Here is a 17,989-nt window from a genome sequence, read left to right as displayed (position 1 = left end):
CCTCGGCCATGGCAAGTTACCAGTACATCTACGTGATGAAGGGTCTGAACAAGACCTTTCCGGGCGGCAAGCAGGTCCTGAAGGACATCTGGCTCTCCTTCTTTCCGGGCGCCAAGATCGGCGTGCTGGGCCTCAACGGCGCCGGCAAGTCGACCCTGCTCAAGGTGATGGCCGGCGAGGACGACAACTTCACCGGCGAGGCCTGGGCGGCCGAGGGCGTCAACGTCGGCTTCCTCAAGCAGGAGCCGCAGCTCAACGAAAAGAAGGACGTGCTAGGCAACGTCATGGAGGGCGCGGGCGAGATGGCGACCATGCTGGCCCGCTTCGAGGAGGTGTCGAACGCCTTCTCCGATCCCGACGCCGACATGGACAAGCTGATCGCCGAGCAGGCCGAGCTGCAGGAGAAGATCGACGCCGGCAACGGCTGGGACCTCACCCGCCAGGTCGAGATCGCGATGGACGCGCTGCGCTGCCCGCCGGCCGACTCCGGCGTCGACAAGCTGTCGGGCGGCGAGAAGCGCCGGGTCGCGCTGTGCCGCCTGCTGCTGAGCCGACCCGACATGCTGCTGCTCGACGAGCCGACCAACCATCTCGACGCCGAATCGGTGGCCTGGCTGGAGCGCCATCTCGCCGAGTTCCCCGGCACCGTCGTGGCGGTCACCCACGACCGCTACTTCCTCGACAATGTCGCGGGCTGGATCCTCGAGCTCGATCGCGGCGCCGGCATCCCGTGGGAGGGCAACTACTCCTCGTGGCTGAAGCAGAAGGACCAGCGGCTGGCGCAGGAGGAGAAGACCGCCGACGCCCGCCGCCGCACCATGCAGCGCGAGCTCGAATGGATGGGCACCAGCCCGTCGGCGCGGCGCTCCAAGAGCAAGGCGCGCATCGCCGCCTACAACCAGATGGTCGAGGAGGAGCAGAACGCGACGCTCGACACGCAGCAGATCGTCATCCCGGCTGGCCCGCGTCTGGGCGACCATGTGATCACGGCCGAAGGCATCTCCAAGGGCTTCGGCGACCGACTGTTGATCGACAACCTTTCCTTCAACCTGCCGCCAGGCGGCATCGTCGGCGTGATCGGGCCCAACGGCGCCGGCAAGACGACGCTGTTCAAGATGATCACCGGCCAGGACAAGCCGGATTCGGGGACTTTCTCGGTCGGGCCGACGGTCAAGCTGGGCTACGTCGATCAGAGCCGCGAGACGCTCGATGCCAACAAGACGGTGTGGGAGGAGCTGTCGGGCGGCCTCGACATCATCAAGCTCGGCAACCGCGAAGTGTCGAGCCGCGCCTATTGCGGCTCGTTCAACTTCAAGGGCGCCGACCAGCAGAAGAAGGTCGGCCAGCTCTCGGGCGGCGAGCGCAACCGCATCAACCTCGCCAAGATGTTGAAGAGCAGCGCCAACGTGCTGCTGCTCGACGAGCCAACCAACGATCTCGACGTCGATACCCTGCGGGCACTGGAAGAGGCGCTGGTCGACTTCGCCGGTTGCGCGGTGGTCATCAGCCACGATCGCTGGTTCCTCGACCGCATCGCCACCCACATGCTGGCCTTCGAGGGCGACAGCCACGTCGAATGGTTCGAGGGCAACTACCAGGACTACGAGGCCGACCGCCACCGCCGCTTCGGCACCGACGCCGACCAGCCGCACCGCATCAAGTACAAGCCGCTGGTGCGGAAGTGACATTGGCCGGCAAAGCCGGCCAATGTCATCCCGAGCGTAGCGAGGGATCTTTTCTTCAGGTCACGAAAGACCCCTCACTTTGTTCGGGATGACAGCGTGTCCTGACGCGCCAGCTCCACGTCGATGAAGTCCATGCGGTCCTTGCCCCAGAAGATCTGGTCGCCGACCACGAAGGTCGGGGCGCCGAAGACGCCGCGGGCGAGGCCGGCGTCGGTCTCGGCGATCAGTTCCTGACGGACCTCCTCGCTATCGGTCAGGGCGAGGAAGCTGCTGGGGTCGATGCCCAGCGTGGCGGCGATCGGCCGTAGTCCCTCGAGCTCGGCGACCGAGGCGTCGTCGCGCTCCCAGTAGGCGGCGAAGATCGCTTCCAGATAGTCCCATTCCCTGCCGAAGCGGCGCGCGGCGAGAGCGCCGCGCAGGGCCGGGCTGGTCTTGATCGGGAACTTGCTCGGCATCCGGAACGGCAGCTCGTAGCGCCTGGCCCAGCGGCGCAGGTCGGCGATGCGGTTGGCGATCTTGGCCTTCGGCTCGTCCATCAGCACATAGTTGTGGTGGCGGAAGACGTAGCCGAGGTTGAACGGGTGCGGCACGACCGTCGCGCCGTGCTTCGCGGCGACCGGCTTGATCAGGTGGAGCGCGAAGTAGCTGTTGGTGCTGCCGAGGTCCCAGTAGAAGTCGATCGTCCTGGCCATGGGCCTAGCGCGCGAACATGCGCCGCGCCTTCTCCTGGTCGTAAGGTCCCTCCTGCAGCGAATCGGGGTCCCATTCGCTGCGCTCGATCGCGAAGAAATCGGTGCCATAGACGTGGATCGCGCCCGTCACCTTGGCGCTGGGATTCACCACCGAGTGGATGAGGTCCGGCCCGAAGGCGAGCGCGTCCCTGGTGCACAGCGACTTGGCGCCCGCCGCCTCGATGCCGCGAGTCGAGTCGGCCGGCAGGCGCCGCCAGAGGATGTTGTCCTCGCGCCCGCCATAAACGCCGATCACCGCCCAGGTATTATGGTTGTGCGGCATGATCACCATGTTCACCGGCCACAGCACGTTGACGATGGTGAGGTCGTCCGAGCGGTGGATCGGCACGATGCCGCCGCCCTTCGGCTCGCCCAGGGTCGCCACGACGCCCGCCGGATCGGCACGCGTCACCACCTCGCGAACATTGCGCGCGCTGTCGGCGCCATCGAGCGCGGTGCGGCAGTCGGCGATGAAGCGGTCCTTGTCGAACATCGGAATCCCCCTTAGTGCAGCCGCCGCACGTGTGGCGTGCCCTCGCACGGCACGTAACGCACGCCGTCTTTCATGATGAAGGCGAAGCGCTTGTTGTCCTGCAGCACGCGCACATCCGCCAGCGGATCGCCGTCGACCAGCAGCAGGTCGGCGAGGTAGCCCGGCTTCACCAGACCGATCTCGTCGGGACGGCGCATCGCCTCGCCGCCGGTGCGCGTCGCCGCCTGCAGCACCTCGCTGGGGCTGAAGCCGAAATGCTGCACGAACAGCTCGAGGTCGCGCGCGTTGCCGCCCTGCGGGTTGGCCGCGAAGCCGTAGTCGCCGCCGACCAGGACGCGGATGCCGCGCTTGCGCATCTCGACATGGACGCGACAGCTCGCCTCGTAGCTCGCTTTCAGCCGGTCGGCCAGGACACGTCCCGCCGGGGTGTTGTCGCCGCGCATCGACTCGAGCCGGTTGACGACCAGCGAGAAGGCGGGGCCGGTGAAGATCCTGTCTTTGGCATCTTCGAGGAGGTCGAGCGCCTCCTCGTCGGCGAAGTCGCAGTGATAGATGATGTCGACGCCGTGCCGCACCGCGCGCTTGACGGCGACCGAGGCGCGGGCATGCGCGGCCACCCGGCGGCCGATCGTGTGGGCAGCTTCGACGCCGGCGGCCACCTCCGCATCGGTCATCACCGCGACGTCCGACAACGCCGACTCGGTGCCGACGTCGCCCGAGATGTTGAGCTTGATGGTGTCGACACCCTCGCGCAGGCAGAGGCGCGCCATCTTGCGGACCTCGTCGGGTCCGTCGACGGCGACGCCGAAGCTCTGCGAGTCGAGATGCAGCTGCCGTCCATCGCCCAGGCCGCCGGTCACGGTGAGCTCGGGGCTCGCCGCCAGCAGGCGCGGCCCGTCGACCACCCCCTTCTCGATAGCGTCGCGCACCACGACGTCAAGGCGGATCTTGGCGGCCGCGCCGGAGACGGCGCTGGTGAAGCCCGCTCCCAGGAGCTTGCGGCCCGCGTCCATGGTCATCAGCGTGTGGTCCTCGGGCGGCAACTCGCCCAGCGCCGTGCCGCGCGGCGTGTCGACGAAGGACAGGTGCGCATGGCCCTCGACCATGCCGGGCATCAGGAACTTCCCGCCGGCGTCGATCTTCTCCGCGCCGCTCGCGTCGAGCGCCTCGGCCTGCGGCGCGACGGCGGCGATGCGGTTGTCCTCGACCAACACCTTGCCGGGAAACGGCGCAGCACCGCTGCCGTCCCAGATCCTGGCATTGTCGATCAGCAGTCGCATGACCATCCCTCCATCTGTCACCCGATTTCTGGCATAGATTTGCTCGCGGGCAATGCCGGCCGGCGCTACATCTTTCGGCCGTACCCGGGGCGACACAACAGCGGAGAACGGCATGACCGACTACGATGCGATCATCATCGGCACCGGGCAGGCCGGGCCGAGCCTCGCCCGACGGCTCGCCGACTCCGGCCAGAAGGTCGCGGTCGTCGAGCGCAATCGCTTCGGCGGCACCTGCGTCAACACCGGATGCACGCCGACCAAGGCGATGGTCGCGAGCGCCTACGCCATGCATGTCGCACGCCGCGGCACCGACTACGGTTTCTCGGGGGCCGGCGAGATCAAGGCCGACATGAAGCGGATCAAGGCGCGCAAGGACCATATCGTCAGCCTGAGCACCAAGGGCGTCGAACGATCGCTCAAGAGCCGCAAGAACTGCACCGTCTACGAGGACCATGCGCGCTTCGTGGCGCCACACGAGGTCGCGGTCGGCGGCGAGACCCTTCACTCGGATCGGATCTTCCTGGATGTCGGCAGCCGGGCCGCGATCCCGCAGATCCCCGGCCTGGACAGCGTCCCCTACTTCACCAACAGCACGATCATGGATGTCGATTTCCTGCCCCGGCACCTGCTGGTGCTGGGCGGCAGCTATGTCGGGCTCGAGTTCGGGCAGATGTATCGCCGCTTCGGCAGCGAGGTGACGATCGTCGAGGTCGGGCCGCGCCTGATCGGGCGCGAGGACGATGAGGTCTCCCAGACGGTGGCGGCGTTCCTGGAGCGCGAAGGCATCGCGGTGCAGGTGAACGCCAAGTGCCTCAGCCTCGCCAAACGGGGCGACGACATCGTCATGGCGCTCGACTGCGAGGGCCAGTCGCGCGAGGTCGCAGGCTCCCACCTGCTGGTCGCCACCGGGCGGCGGCCGAACACCGACGACCTCGGCCTCGACCGCGCCGGCGTCAAGCTCGATGCCCGCGGCTACATCGAGGTCGACGACGAGCTGCGCACCACCGTACCGGGCATCTGGGCGCTCGGCGACTGCAACGGCCGCGGCGCCTTCACCCATACGACGTACAACGACTTCGAGATCGTGGCGGCGAACCTGCTCGATGCCGACAGGAGGAAGGTCAGCGACCGCATCGTCGCCTACGCGCTCTATACCGATCCGCCGCTCGGCCGCGCCGGCATGACCGAAGCGGAGGTTCGCCGCAGCGGCCGGCGCGCCCTCGTGGCCAGGATCGACATGGAGAACGTCTCTCGCGCCTTCGAGAAGGGCGAGACCGAGGGGTTCATGAAGATGCTCGTCGACGCCGAGTCCAAGCAGATCCTGGGCGCATCGTTCCTGGGCACCAGCGGCGACGAGGCCATCCACTGCATCCTCGATCTCATGTACGCAAAGGCGCCGTACACGGTGCTGCAACGCGCCGTCCACATCCATCCGACGATCGCCGAATTCATTCCCACGATGCTCGAGGACCTCGCGCCGCTGAAGTAGGCCGCTGGCACGGAACTTGCTGCCGGGCGGGCATGACCGCCCTGGAGAAGCCGCCCACGCCCGGCCAGCCGGGTTTCGCGTCTTATATCCCCGAGTCGGCGCCGTTCTCGCCCGAGCAGCGCGACTGGCTGAACGGCTTCTTTGCCGGTTTCTTGGCCGACTACAGCGCGCGCCCGCCGCCGCTGCCCGCCGCGGCCAATCCGGCCTTCGCCGATCCCATGGAAGGCGACGACGAGGAGGCGCCGTGGCACGATCCGACCATCTCGCTCGCTGAGCGCATGGCGATGGCCGATGGCCGGCCGCTGCGCGGGCGCATGATGGCAGCCATGGCGCAGCAGGATTGCGGCCAGTGCGGCTATACCTGCGAGACCTACGCCAACGAGATCGTGCAGCACGCCGAGGAGCGGCTGAACCTCTGCGTGCCGGGCGGCAAGGAGACCGCCCGCATGCTGAAGACGCTCATCGAGGAGATGGGCGGCGGCGCGACCGACCCCGACGAGGAGAAGGCCAAGGCCGAGGCGCGCGTCGCGGCGCGCCTGGAGCCGAAAGCGCCGGTCGAACGCGGCTACTCCCGCGAGGCGCCGGTCGAGGCGCGGTTCCTGTCGGCGACGCTGCTGAACAAGGGCGAGTCGGAGAAGGCGACCTTCCACGTCGAGTTCGATCTCGCCGGCACCGGCCTCGACTACACCGTCGGCGACAGCTTCGGCGTCTACCCGCGCAACGATCCCGCGCTGGTCGCGGCGATCGTCGAGGCGATCGACGCGCCGGCCGACTTCCCGATCGCCGGCAAGCCGCTCGTTGAGGTGCTGACCGAGGACATGGCGCTGTCGCCCGCCCCCGACATGTTGTTCGAACTGATCTCCTACATGGTGGGCGGCGAGCGCAAGGCGAAGGCCAAGGCGCTGGCCGCCGGCGAGGATCCCGACGGTGACGCCGCGACGCTCGACGTGCTGGCGGCGGTCGGCAAGTTCCCCGGCATCCGGCCCGATCCCGAGGCCTTCGTCGAATGCCTCGAAGGCCTGCAGCCGCGGCTCTATTCGATCTCGTCCTCGCCCAAGGTCGATGCCGACCGCCTGACGCTGACCGTCGATCACGTGCGCTACACGATCGACGGCGAGGACCGTTTGCGGCTGGGCGTCGCCTCGACCTTCCTGTCGCGCGCGCTCGTGCCGGGCACGCCGCTCGAGGTCTATATCCAGCGGGCGCACAACTTCGCGCTGCCGGCCGATCCCATGACGCCGATCATCATGGTCGGGCCGGGCACCGGCGTGGCGCCGTTCCGCGCCTTCCTGCAGGAGCGCTTCGTGACCCAGGCGCCGGGCGATGCCTGGCTGTTCTTCGGCCATCAGCGCAGCGCCTGCGATTTCTTCTACGAAGACGAGCTCGCCGGCCTTCAGGCGCAGCAGGCGCTGACCCGCCTGTCGCTCGCCTGGTCGCGCGATGCGGAGACGCCCAAGACCTACGTGCAGGATCGCCTGCGCGCCGAAGCGGCCGAGGTCTGGTCATGGCTGCAGCGCGGCGCGCACTTCTATGTCTGCGGCGACGCCAAGCGCATGGCGGGCGACGTCGAGAAGGCGGTGATGGAGATCGCGCAACAGCATGGCGGCTTCGACGTCCGCAGCGCCAAGGCGTTCGTCGCCGATCTCAAGAAGTCAGGCCGCTACCAGGCCGACGTGTACTAGGGAAAAGCGGCCGCGAGCGCGCGACGAGCCGCAGCAAGGCCCTGCTTCGCGGTTTCGTCGGCTGCTCGTTGCCAGTGCGCAGGATTGGGCGCCTCGTAGGACAGGTAGCCGTCATAGCCCTTCTCGGCCAGCAGGCTCAGCAGTCCCGTCCAGTCGACGACGCCCTTGCCCGGCGGCAGGCGATCGACCGGCGGCAGGCTGGGCGGCGGCGCGTCGGGCACGTCGCTGAACTGGACGTAGAGGATCTCGGCACCGGGTACTTCCTCGAACCCGCGTCCGGGCCGGCCGCCGCGCTGCAGGTGATAGGCGTCGAGCAGCAGGCCGACATTCGCAGCCCCCGCCCGCGCGATCAGGTCGCGCAGGATGTCGAGGCTGCTCACCACCGGATGCTGGAACTGGTATTCGAGCGCAAGCCTGAGACCAAAGCCGCCGGCGATCTCGCCGGCGCGGCGGACATTCTCGATGGCGTCCTCGGTCGAGGCCGTGCCCGGGCCGATGGCGCTCATCATCAGGCCGCAGCCCAGAGCCACCGCGTTCTCGCACGAGTCGCGGAACACGCCGAACAGGCGCTCGCGCTCGCCGCCGATCGCGAAGATCCAGCCGTATTCGACGCCCATCGCGCTGACCGGCAGGCCGGCGGCGCGCACCAGATCGAGAACCGCGGCGTTCGACAGGCCGCGCTCGGCAGCACGCTGGAAGTCGACACGACGCAGCTCGATCGCTTCGAAGCCGCCGGCCTTGGCGGCGGCCAATGCCCGATCGAGCGGAGTGGTATCGACGGTCCAGGTATGGAGCGCGAGGCCGCGGAAGCGATGCACCGGCGTCAGATCCGCGGGCGTCAGATCCGCTGGTCCATCTCCAGCGCCGGTTCCGGCACATCGACGCAGCCGATGATGCGCGCCGGCACGCCGGCCGCCGTGCAGCCCGCCGGCACCGCCTCGAGCACCACGCTGCCGGCCGCGATCTTGGCGCAGGCGCCGATCTCGATATTGCCGAGCACCTTGGCGCCGGCGCCGAGGAGCACGCCGCGCCGCACCTTCGGATGGCGGTCGCCGCGCTCCTTGCCGGTGCCGCCCAGGGTCACGCCGTGCAGCATCGACACGCCGTCCTCGACGACCGCGGTTTCGCCGATCACCACGCCCGTGCCGTGGTCGATGAAGATGCTCTTGCCGATCACCGCGCCGGGATGGATGTCGAGGCCGAACAGCGCGCTCGCCCGGCTCTGCAGGTAGTGCGCCAGGCTGTGCCGGCCGCGCACCCAGAGCCAATGCGCGACGCGGTAGGTCTGCAGCGCGTGATAGCCCTTGAACCACAGCAGCGGGTCGAGATGCGACGTGCAGGCCGGATCGCGGTCGGCGACCGCGACGATATCGGCGCGAGCGGCATAGCCGATCGCCGGATCGTCGTTCAGTGCCTCGTCGAAGGTCTGGCGGATCAGCGCCGCCGGCACCTCGGTCGTGCCGACCAGGCGCGCGAGGTGGTAGCTCAGCGCCCCCTCGAAGCGCGACTGGCTGAGAATGGTAGCGTGAAGGGTGCCGGCCAGCACGGGCTCGGCCGCGGCGGCCTGCTGGGCCGCTTCCCGGATTTTCGTCCACACAGGGTCGACCGAGCGCTGCCCGGCCGGGTTCTTGACGACTGCGCTATCCATGGCGCTCTCCTTCGACCGCGGCGGGCGGGAAGAACTCCTCCCGTCAACGTGTCTACTTGCCGGAAGTTACAGCCGCTGTTCGCGTCCGCCAGAGAATATTCTTTCTCCGACGAATAAGGACGCCTCATGCGTTCAGCGGCTGGCGCGCTTTTCGAGCTCGCCGATCAACGCGTCGACCTTGCCGCCGTTGTTCTGGATATAGGAATTGAAGTCCGACCGGCGAGTCATGACCATGCTCACGCCTTCGATCTTCACATCGGTGATGCGCAGGCCCTGACCCGAATCGCGGACCTCCCACTGGATGGCGATCGGCTGGCCGTTGCTCTGGTTGAGCTTGCTGGCGACGACGGAGCTGCCGTTGGGGCGGTTCGAGACGTTGGTGACGGCGAGCGTCTGGCCGCCGTACTGGCCGAAGCGCTCGCTGTAGGCTCGCGCCTCGGCGCTGATCGCCGCCTTGAGGAAGCGTCCGCGCTGCTCGGGAGTGGTCGCCTCCCAGTGCGTGGCGAGCGCGGCGCGGCCCATGTAGGGCAGGTCGAAGTACCTCTCCAGCACGGCGCGGATGCCGGCTTCCCGCTGGGCGCCCTGGGTGGTCTGGATCAGCTCGATCACTTCGGCCGCCACCTTCTCGATGAGCTGGGCGGCAGGACCATCGGCGGCATGCGCCGGCAGGGCCAGCGCGGCGGCAGCGGCACACAAGAAGGCACGACGAGAGGCGAACGGCATCACCAATCGCTCCTGAGGACAGTGAAAGGGACGGGGAGTCCTAGCGTACCAGCGCGAGCTTGTCGCGGCGTTCCAGCTCGGCCCGCGGCCCGTTCTTCTCCCGCTTCTGGCGGATGATCTCCGCCCGCTGCTGGGTGTAGGCCGACTTCAGGGCGGCATAGTAGTCGACCGAGTTCCGCTCGAGGTCGTCCAGCGCATAGAGCGTGCGCGAACGGGTGTCGAGCACGGTCGCCCCGAAACGCGCCCCGGCATAGATCCAGCCGGCATCCCGGCTGATGCTGAAGGCCACGATGCTGAACGGATCGACCGCGGCGTCGATCGCCAGGCCCACGCCGTCGCGGGCGTTGGACGGGCCGATCACCGGCAGGACGATGTAGAAGCCGCCATTCTCGGGCTCGACGCCGGCGTAGTAGCCGACCGTGTTGCCGAAGCCTTCCTTGGTCTTGCTGAGGCCGATCGCCGAGGCGACGTCGAACAGGCCTACGACCCCGATGGTCGAGTTCACCAGGAAGCGCGCCAGGGTCGTGCCGGCGCGGCCCGGATCGCCCTGGACCACCTCGGCAATGGCCGTGACCGGCTCGCCGAGATTTTCCAGCGCATTGTGCAGGCCGCGCTGGGCCGGGGCCGGCATCCAGTCGCGGTAGAGCACGGCGACCGGCCGGATGGCGACGGTGTCGACCGCCCGGTTGATCGAAAAGACGAAGCGGTTCGCGCCCTCGATCGGGTCCCAAACCTCGGCAGCGCCGGTGTCGCGGCCGGCGCAGCCACCGAGCATCGCTGCCGCTGCGGCCACGGCCAGGGCAGGCCGGCGCACGCCCGCGAGCATGTTCAGAAAACGTTCGACCATTGACGCAAAAAGCTCCCCGAAACGGCACCGCTCTGCCGCAATCGCGAAGAGTGTCGCACACGCCGCCTGCGGTTTGAAGGCAGATCGGTGGACATCATGTAGTTTTCCCCTTGCATACATAAATATATTTTTATATTAATTTAATCATGGACCGGCTGCTAACTTTGCTGCGCGCGGCGGCGGAAGACACGCGGCTGCGCATTCTCGCGCTGGCGGCGCGGGAGGACCTGACCGTCAGCGACTACGTGCATGTGCTGGGGCAAAGCCAGCCGCGCGTGTCGCGCCATCTCAAACTGCTGGTCGAGGGCGGCCTGCTGGAGCGCTTCCGCGAAGCCCAGTTCACGCGCTTCCGGCTGGTGACCGGCGGCGATGATGCCGCCCTGGTCCGCGAATTCGTGCGCCGGCTCGACCCCAAGAACCCGCGGCTGGCGACCGACCGGGCGCGGCTCGATGCGCTGCAGCAGCGCCGCCAGACGGCGGCGGTCCGTTTCTTCCGCGACAATGCCCAGCGCTGGGACGAGCTCAGGGCGCTGCACGTCGCCGATCGCGAGATCGAGCGGGCGCTGGCCCATCATCTGCCGATCAACGCCCGCCGGCTGCTCGACATCGGCACCGGCACGGGCCGGCTGCTCGAGGTGCTGGCACCCAAGGTCGAGCGCGCGATCGGCGTCGACCAGAGCCGCGAGATGCTGGCGCTCGCCCGCGCCAACCTGGCCCGCGCCGGCCTCGACAATGCCGAGATCCGGCAGGCCGACATGTATGCCCTGCCGTTCGAGGCCGAGAGCTTCGACGTCGTCACCATCCATCACGTGCTGCATTACGCCGAGGATCCGGCCGCGGCGCTGGCCGAAGCCGCGCGCGTCGTGCGCCCGGGCGGCGTGGTGCTGGTCGTCGACTTCCAGCCGCACGACCTCGTCGAGCTGAAGCGCGAGCACGCCCACGTCCATCTCGGCTTCGCCGACAACCAGGTGCAGGGCTGGCTGCGCAGTGCCGGCCTCAATCCGCTGGAGCCGATCGACTTCCCCGGCCGCCGGCTGATGACCGTCATCTGGCGCGGCGAGCGCGATTCGGCGCAGCTCGCCCCCCGCCCGTCCAATCTCACGCAAGGAGCAGCGCGGTGAGCCTGTCCGACTTCCCCGCCCGCGCGCCGCAGCGGCTCAAGGTCTCGTTCGAGTTCTCGCCGCCCCGGACCGAAGCGGCCGAGCGCACGCTGTGGGAGACGATCGAGCGCCTCGCGCCGCTCAGGCCCACCTTCTTCTCGGTGACCTACGGCGCCGGCGGCTCGACCCGCCAGCGCACCCACGAGACGGTGGTGCGGCTGAAGAAGGAAACCGGCGTCGACGCGGCGGCTCATCTCACTTGCGTGGCGGCCACCCGGGGCGAGATCGACGACATCGCCCGCGCCTACTGGGATGCCGGCATCCGCCACATCGTGGCGCTGCGCGGCGATCCGCCGAGCGGCATGGGCGGCAAGTACTGCCCGCATCCCGGCGGCTACGCCGACGCCGCCGCGCTGGTCGCCGGCCTGAAGAAGATCGGCGACTTCCAGATCAGCGTCGCGGGCTATCCCGAGAAGCATCCCGATTCGGCGAGCGTCGCGGCCGACCTCGACAACCTCAAGCGCAAGGTCGATGCCGGCGCCGACCGCTGCATCACCCAGTTCTTCTTCGAGTGCGACGACTTCCTGCGCTTCCGCGACCAGGCCGCGCGCCGGGGCATCGGCGTGCCGATCGTGCCGGGAGTCATGCCGGTCTCCAACTTCCAGGGCATCTCGAGGATGGCCGGCCTGTGCGGCTCGAAGGTCCCCGCGTGGCTCGCCGACATGTTCGCGGGCCTCGACGACGACGTCGAGACGCGCCGCATGATCGCCGCCACGGTTGCGGGCGACCTGTGCCGCCGCCTGCATGCCGAAGGCGTCGACCAGTTCCATTTCTATACGCTGAACCGCGCGGACCTCACCTTCGCGCTGTGCCACCTGTTGGGAGTTCGCCGCCATGACTCGTAGCCAGAAGGCCGATCTCCTGCGCCAGATCGCACAGGAGCGCATCCTGGTGAAGGACGGTCCCTACGGCACCGCGATCCAGGCCTATCGCCTCGACGAGGCGGGCTTCCGCGCCGGCCGCGACTTCGCGCAGGACCAGAAGGGCAACAACGACCTGTTGAACATCACCCGTCCCGACGTGGTGAGCGCGATCTGCAACGCCTACATCGACGCCGGCGCCGATCTGCTGGCGACCAACACCTTCAACGCCAACGCCATCAGCCAGGGCGACTACGGCCTGCAGGACCGGGCGCGCGAGATCAACCTCGCGGCCGCCAGGATCACCCGGGAATGCGCCGATGCCGCGACGGCCAAGCACCCGGGCAAGCCGCGCTTCGTCGCCGGGGCGCTGGGGCCGACCAACAAGACGCTGTCGGTGTCGCCCAACGTCAACGATCCCGGCTTCCGCGCCGTCACCTTCGACGAGGTCAAGGGCATCTATCGCGAGCAGATCGACGGGCTGCTCGACGGCGGCGTCGACTTCATCCTGATCGAGACGGTGTTCGACACGCTGAACGCCAAGGCCGCGATCGTCGCCGCCGACGAGGCGGGCGAGGCGCGCGACGAGGAGATCCCGGTGATGGTCTCGATGACCCTGACCGATCTCGCCGGCCGCAACCTGTCGGGCCAGACGGTCGAAGCCTTCTGGCACTCGGTGCGCCACGCCAAGCCGCTGACCATGGGCCTGAACTGCAGCTTCGGCGCGACCGAGCTGCATCCCTACGTCAACGCACTCCATCCGCAGGTCGATGGCCTCGTCTGCGTCTATCCCAACGCCGGCCTGCCCAACGAGCTCGGCGCTTACGACGAGCCACCGGAGATGACGGCGAAGCTGGTCAAAGGCTGGGCCGAGAACGGCTGGCTGAACATCGTCGGCGGCTGCTGCGGCACCACGCCGGCGCACATCAGGGCCGTCGCCGAGGCGGTCAGAGGCCTCAGGCCGCGCCAGTGGCATGCCCTGCCGCCGGCGCTGCGTCTCTCGGGAATGGAAGCAGCGAGCTTCATGTAATGAGTAACGAGCGTACAGCCACGGGCGGCGACCAAGGTCGCGCCCTATTCATCAACATCGGCGAGCGGACCAACGTCACCGGCTCGGCGCGGTTCAAGAAGCTCGTTCTGGAGGGCGACTACACCGCCGCCGTCGAGGTCGCGCGCCAGCAGGTCGAGGCCGGCGCCCAGGTCATCGACGTCAACATGGACGAGGGCCTGCTCGACTCCCAGTCGGCGATGGAGACTTTCCTCAAGCTGATCGCGGCCGAGCCCGACATCGCCAAGGTGCCGATCATGATCGACAGCTCCAAGTGGAGCGTGATCGAGGCCGGCCTGAAGTGCGTCGCCGGCAAGTCGATCGTGAACTCGATCTCGATGAAGGAAGGCGTCGAGCCGTTCATCGAGCACGCCAGGAAGGTCCGCCGCTACGGCGCCGCGGTCGTGGTCATGGCGTTCGACGAGAAGGGCCAGGCCGACACCCTGCAGCGCAAGGTCGAAATCTGCGAGCGCGCCTACAGGATCCTCACCGAGCAGGTCGGCTTCCCGGCCGAGGACATCATCTTCGACCCGAACATCTTCGCGATCGCCACCGGCATCGAGGAGCACAACAACTACGGCGTCGACTTCATCGAGGCGACGCGCGAGATCAAGAAGCGCTGCCCGCACGTCAAGATTTCCGGCGGCGTCAGCAACCTCTCCTTCTCCTTCCGCGGCAACGAGACCGTGCGCAAGGCGATGCACTCGGTGTTCCTGTACCACGCCATCCAGGCGGGCATGGACATGGGCATCGTCAATGCCGGCCAGCTCGAGGTCTATGACGAGATCCCGGCCGAGCTGCGCGAGGCTTGCGAGGACGCGATCCTCAATCGCCGACCCGACGCGACCGAGCGGATGCTGGAGATCGCGCCCAGGTACAAGGGCACTGGCGAGGCGGCCGAGACGCAGGACGCCGAATGGCGGAGCTGGCCGGTCGAGAAGCGGCTGGAGCACGCGCTGGTCAAGGGCATCGACCAGTTCGTCGTCGCCGACACCGAGGAGGCGCGCCAGTCGATCCCGCGGCCGATCGAGGTGATCGAGGGCCCGCTGATGGCCGGCATGAACGTGGTCGGCGACCTGTTCGGCGCCGGCAAGATGTTCCTGCCGCAGGTGGTGAAGAGCGCCCGCGTGATGAAGAAGGCGGTGGCGCACCTGCTGCCCTACATCGAGGCGGAGAAGACCGAGGGCGCCCGGTCCAAGGGCAAGATCGTCATGGCGACGGTCAAGGGCGACGTCCACGACATCGGCAAGAACATCGTCGGCGTGGTCCTGCAGTGCAACAACTTCGAGGTCATCGATCTCGGCGTCATGGTGCCGTTCCAGGAGATCCTGAAGAGCGCCAACGACAACAAGGCCGACATGATCGGCCTCTCCGGCCTGATCACGCCGTCGCTCGACGAGATGGTGACGGTCGCCGAGGAGATGACGCGGCAGAACTTCAAGCTGCCGCTGCTGATCGGCGGCGCCACGACCTCGAAGGTGCATACCGCGCTGCGCATCGCGCCGAAGTATCACGGCACGACCGTGCACGTGCTCGATGCCTCGCGCGCGGTCGGCGTCTGCACCGCGCTGACCTCGGAGTCCGGCGCCCAGGCCAGCGACTTCGCCAAGAAGGTCGCGCAGGAATACGAGAAGATCCGCGTCGAGCGCGCGGGCGGCGGCAAGGAGAAGCTCGTCACCCTGCAGAAAGCACGAGTGAACAGCCTCAAATTGGACTGGAGTGACTACACGCCGCCCAAGCCCGCGACCGCCGGCACGCGCGTCTTCGCCGAGTACCCGCTGCACGAGCTGGTCGAGCGCATCGACTGGACGCCGTTCTTCCGTGCCTGGGAGCTGGCCGGCAACTACCCGGAGATCCTCGAGGACAAGGTGGTCGGCGAAAGCGCGCGCAAGCTCTACGCCGACGCGCGCAAGATGCTCGACCGCATCGTGCGCGAGAAGTGGCTGACGGCGAAGGGCGTGGTCGCCTTCTGGCCATGCCGACGCGAGGGCGACGACGTCGTGCTGTTCGAGGACGAGACCTTCGGCAAGGAGGTCTCGCGCCTGTTCTTCCTGCGCCAGCAGATCGAGAAGCGGGCGCCGCGCGCCAACATGTGCCTGGCCGACTTCGTCTCGCCCAAAGCCGACTGGATCGGCGGCTTTGCCGTCACCGCCGGCCACGGCATCGAGGATCACCTGGCGCGTTTCAAGGCCGACCACGACGACTATTCCGACATCATGCTGAAGGCGCTGGCCGACCGCCTCGCCGAGGCCTTCGCCGAGCGCCTGCACGAGCGCGTGCGCAAGACGATCTGGGGCTATGCGCCGGACGAGGCGCTCTCCAACGACGAGCTGGTGCGCGAGAAGTATCGCGGCATCCGGCCGGCGCCGGGCTATCCCGCCTGCCCCGACCACAGCCAGAAGCCCGAGCTGTTCCGGCTGCTCAATGCCGGCCAGAACGCCGGCCTGACGCTCACCGAGAGCTTCGCGATGATCCCGATCTCGGCGGTGTCGGGCTACTACCTCGCCCATCCCGACGCCGCGTATTTCGGCGTCGCCCGCATCGGCCGCGACCAGGTCGAGGACTACGCCAAGCGCCGCGGCATCCCGATCGAGCAGGCCGAGAAGTACCTGCGCGCCAACATTGGGTATTAGAGCGGAGGCCAACCACCTCACCCTGAGGAGCGGCCTGAAGGGGCCGCGTCTCGAAGGGTGGGCACGAGCACCTTGTCTGTTACCCATCCTTCGAGACGCCGCGCTACGCGCGGCTCCTCAGGATGAGGTGATGCGCTCAGGCCGTTTTTGCCTTGAGCTCCTCGAGCTGCGCCCGCGCGCCGGCGATCATGCAGGCCAGGTCGCCGGTCAGCATCACCATGTCGAAGCCGCGCTTCACCGCACCGGCCGCGAACGCCGCGCTGGCGCAGTGCATGACGCACTTGATGCCGGCCTTGTGAGCGGCCGCCAGGATCTTGTCGCAGGTGGCCATGTGGAGCGGATCCGGGTTGTCGCCGCGCGGCGGCAGGCCGAGGGCAAACGAGAGATCGGCCGGCCCGATATAGACGGCATCGAGGCCGGGCGTGGCGCAGATGGCATCGAGGTTGGCGAGGCCTTCCTTGGTCTCGATCATGGCCATGACGACGATCTCGCCGTTGGCATTGGCGACGTAGTCGGCGCCGCCGTAGTGCACGGCGCGCACCGGCCCATTGGAGCGCATGCCGACGGGCGGGTAGCGGCACGCGGCCACCGCTTGCGCGGCTTCCTTGGCGTTATTCACCAGCGGCACGATGATGCCGTAGGCACCGAGGTCCAGGGCCTTCATAATGGCCGCCGGTTCGTTCCATGCCACCCGCACGACCGGGACGGTGTCCGTCTGTGAGATCGCCTGCAGCATCGGCGCTACGTCTTTCATTTCCGCCGTGCCGTGCTGCAGGTCGACGCACAAGGCATCGAAGCCCAGGCGCGCCATGACCTCTGCCGTGAGCCCGTGAGAGATCGACAGCCAGCCCAGCGTCACGCACTTCCCGTCGCGCCACATCTGTTTGATCTTGTTCTGCCGCATCGCTGCCTCCCTCGTCTCTCGCACGATCCTTTTCAATACCACGAGGCTTCGGCCGTCAGGTCAAGAAGATGATTGCCTACGCCCTCGTCCTTGCTGTCGGGCTGGTCGCCGGCCTCGTGAGCGGCATCGTCGGCACCGGCGCCACCATCATCCTGCTGCCGGTGCTCACCCTGGTTTTCGGGCCGAAGGCCGCGATCCCGATCATGGCGGTGGTCGCGCTGATGTCGAACTTCGCCAAGATCACCTCGTGGTGGCGCGAGATCGACTGGCGCGCCTGCGGCGCCTACGCGCTGGGCGGAATTCCCGGCGCGGCGCTGGGCGCGCGCACCATGCTCAGCCTGCCGCCGCGGCTGGTCGATCTCGCGCTGGGCTGCTTCTTCCTGATCATGATCCCGGGCCGCCATTGGCTCGCCAGGCGCCGCTACACCGTGGCGCTCTGGGTGCTGGCGCCGGCCGGCCTCGCCATCGGCTTCCTGACCGGCATCGTCGTCTCGACCGGGCCGATCACCGTGCCCTTGTTCTCCGCCTATGGGCTGGCGAAGGGCGCCTTCATCGCCACAGAGGCCGCCGCCTCGCTCGCGGTCTATATCAGCAAGGCCACGACCTTCCGCACCTTCGGCGCGTTGCCGACCGACATCGTGCTGAAGGGGCTGATCACCGGCTCGTCGGTGATGGCCGGCACCTATCTCTCCAGGCTCCTGCTCGAGCGCCTGAGCCTCGCCGCGTTCCAGTATCTGCTCGACATTGTGATGGTGCTCTCTGGACTGGCGCTCCTCTGGGCCGCCATGCGATGACTGACGTCGGCT

The 17,989-nt window shown here is 68.0% G+C and carries 13 protein-coding genes and 2 pseudogenes; 7 read left to right on the top strand and 8 right to left on the bottom strand.

Features of this window, described 5'->3' with window-relative positions; translation table 11 throughout:
- Positions 1–8: 8 nt before the first annotated feature.
- A complete protein-coding gene (gene ettA, locus J0J01_RS24315) occupies positions 9–1,685 on the top strand; it encodes an energy-dependent translational throttle protein EttA (protein ID WP_296385448.1) in 1,677 nt (558 codons plus the stop codon).
- 74 nt (positions 1,686–1,759) lie between these two features.
- On the opposite strand, the gene J0J01_RS24310 is transcribed toward ettA, so the two are convergent.
- The 3 genes from J0J01_RS24310 to J0J01_RS24300 are packed head-to-tail and all read right to left on the bottom strand — an operon-like array spanning position 1,760 to position 4,189.
- On the bottom strand, positions 1,760–2,377 hold the full coding sequence (locus J0J01_RS24310) for a 2-hydroxychromene-2-carboxylate isomerase (protein WP_296385447.1): 618 nt from the start codon (positions 2,375–2,377) through the stop codon (positions 1,760–1,762).
- A 4-nt stretch (positions 2,378–2,381) separates the two neighbouring features.
- Positions 2,382–2,909, bottom strand: a complete 528-nt coding sequence (locus J0J01_RS24305) for a hypothetical protein (RefSeq protein WP_296385446.1) — start codon at positions 2,907–2,909, stop codon at positions 2,382–2,384.
- An 11-nt stretch (positions 2,910–2,920) separates the two neighbouring features.
- Positions 2,921–4,189 (bottom strand): amidohydrolase family protein, encoded by a 1,269-nt coding sequence (locus J0J01_RS24300; protein WP_296385445.1) that lies wholly within the window; start codon positions 4,187–4,189, stop codon positions 2,921–2,923.
- Between the two features lie 112 nt (positions 4,190–4,301).
- Between J0J01_RS24300 and J0J01_RS24295 the strand changes: the two genes are divergently transcribed.
- Together J0J01_RS24295 and J0J01_RS24290 are read left to right on the top strand one after the other, a co-directional pair.
- The gene (locus tag J0J01_RS24295; protein ID WP_296385443.1) at positions 4,302–5,678 is read left to right on the top strand and encodes an FAD-containing oxidoreductase; all 1,377 of its coding nucleotides are present in this window, start codon (positions 4,302–4,304) and stop codon (positions 5,676–5,678) included.
- Between the two features lie 32 nt (positions 5,679–5,710).
- Positions 5,711–7,360, top strand: a complete 1,650-nt coding sequence (locus tag J0J01_RS24290) for a sulfite reductase subunit alpha (RefSeq protein WP_296385441.1) — start codon at positions 5,711–5,713, stop codon at positions 7,358–7,360.
- Here the strand turns inward: J0J01_RS24290 and J0J01_RS24285 are convergent.
- From J0J01_RS24285 to J0J01_RS24270, 4 genes are all read right to left on the bottom strand, one after another.
- The gene (locus tag J0J01_RS24285) at positions 7,357–8,178 is read right to left on the bottom strand and encodes a sugar phosphate isomerase/epimerase family protein (protein ID WP_296385440.1); all 822 of its coding nucleotides are present in this window, start codon (positions 8,176–8,178) and stop codon (positions 7,357–7,359) included. The genes J0J01_RS24290 and J0J01_RS24285 overlap by 4 nt on opposite strands.
- Before the next feature lie 20 nt (positions 8,179–8,198).
- On the bottom strand, positions 8,199–9,008 hold the full coding sequence (gene cysE, locus J0J01_RS24280) for a serine O-acetyltransferase (protein ID WP_296385438.1): 810 nt from the start codon (positions 9,006–9,008) through the stop codon (positions 8,199–8,201).
- 132 nt (positions 9,009–9,140) lie between these two features.
- Positions 9,141–9,731, bottom strand: coding sequence for an ABC transporter substrate-binding protein (locus J0J01_RS24275; RefSeq protein WP_296385436.1), 591 nt, complete (start codon positions 9,729–9,731; stop codon positions 9,141–9,143).
- Between the two features lie 40 nt (positions 9,732–9,771).
- The gene (locus J0J01_RS24270; RefSeq protein WP_296385433.1) at positions 9,772–10,578 is read right to left on the bottom strand and encodes a VacJ family lipoprotein; all 807 of its coding nucleotides are present in this window, start codon (positions 10,576–10,578) and stop codon (positions 9,772–9,774) included.
- Positions 10,579–10,724: 146 nt separating this feature from the next.
- On the opposite strand from J0J01_RS24270, the pseudogene J0J01_RS24265 reads away from it, so the two are divergent.
- The 3 genes and pseudogenes from J0J01_RS24265 to metH all read left to right on the top strand — a co-directional run.
- A pseudogene (locus tag J0J01_RS24265) lies at positions 10,725–11,706 on the top strand (methyltransferase domain-containing protein); the annotation flags it as partial.
- Positions 11,696–12,583: a methylenetetrahydrofolate reductase [NAD(P)H] gene (metF, locus tag J0J01_RS24260; RefSeq protein ID WP_296385429.1), complete on the top strand. Its 888-nt coding sequence runs from the start codon at positions 11,696–11,698 to the stop codon at positions 12,581–12,583. The pseudogene J0J01_RS24265 and the gene metF, both read left to right, overlap by 11 nt.
- A pseudogene (gene metH / locus J0J01_RS24255) lies at positions 12,573–16,279 on the top strand (methionine synthase). Before metF ends, metH begins: the two are co-directional and overlap by 11 nt.
- Positions 16,280–16,415: 136 nt before the next feature.
- Here the strand turns inward: metH and J0J01_RS24250 are convergent.
- Positions 16,416–17,183 carry an aldolase/citrate lyase family protein gene (locus J0J01_RS24250; protein ID WP_296385427.1) on the bottom strand — a complete coding sequence of 256 codons (768 nt, stop codon included), beginning with the start codon at positions 17,181–17,183 and terminating at the stop codon, positions 16,416–16,418.
- 71 nt (positions 17,184–17,254) lie between these two features.
- Between J0J01_RS24250 and J0J01_RS24245 the strand changes: the two genes are divergently transcribed.
- A complete protein-coding gene (locus J0J01_RS24245) occupies positions 17,255–17,977 on the top strand; it encodes a sulfite exporter TauE/SafE family protein (protein ID WP_296385580.1) in 723 nt (240 codons plus the stop codon).
- The last annotated feature ends 12 nt before the right edge of the window (positions 17,978–17,989 follow it).

Source organism: Reyranella sp. (assembly GCF_017305915.1).
GTDB lineage: Bacteria > Pseudomonadota > Alphaproteobacteria > Reyranellales > Reyranellaceae > Reyranella.
Note: the sequence above shows the minus strand (reverse complement) of the source record. Positions and strands in the feature narration are given on the sequence as shown.

What these genes read in the sequence shown, in the direction of transcription:
- ettA (WP_296385448.1), top strand. Translation starts at nt 9, where the DNA reads ATGGCAAGTTACCAGTACATCTACGTGATGAAGGGTCTGAACAAGACC.
- J0J01_RS24310 (WP_296385447.1), bottom strand. Translation starts at nt 2,377, where the DNA reads ATGGCCAGGACGATCGACTTCTACTGGGACCTCGGCAGCACCAACAGC.
- J0J01_RS24305 (WP_296385446.1), bottom strand. Translation starts at nt 2,909, where the DNA reads ATGTTCGACAAGGACCGCTTCATCGCCGACTGCCGCACCGCGCTCGAT.
- J0J01_RS24300 (WP_296385445.1), bottom strand. Translation starts at nt 4,189, where the DNA reads ATGCGACTGCTGATCGACAATGCCAGGATCTGGGACGGCAGCGGTGCT.
- J0J01_RS24295 (WP_296385443.1), top strand. Translation starts at nt 4,302, where the DNA reads ATGACCGACTACGATGCGATCATCATCGGCACCGGGCAGGCCGGGCCG.
- J0J01_RS24290 (WP_296385441.1), top strand. Translation starts at nt 5,711, where the DNA reads ATGACCGCCCTGGAGAAGCCGCCCACGCCCGGCCAGCCGGGTTTCGCG.
- cysE (WP_296385438.1), bottom strand. Translation starts at nt 9,008, where the DNA reads ATGGATAGCGCAGTCGTCAAGAACCCGGCCGGGCAGCGCTCGGTCGAC.
- J0J01_RS24275 (WP_296385436.1), bottom strand. Translation starts at nt 9,731, where the DNA reads ATGCCGTTCGCCTCTCGTCGTGCCTTCTTGTGTGCCGCTGCCGCCGCG.
- J0J01_RS24270 (WP_296385433.1), bottom strand. Translation starts at nt 10,578, where the DNA reads ATGGTCGAACGTTTTCTGAACATGCTCGCGGGCGTGCGCCGGCCTGCC.
- J0J01_RS24250 (WP_296385427.1), bottom strand. Translation starts at nt 17,183, where the DNA reads ATGCGGCAGAACAAGATCAAACAGATGTGGCGCGACGGGAAGTGCGTG.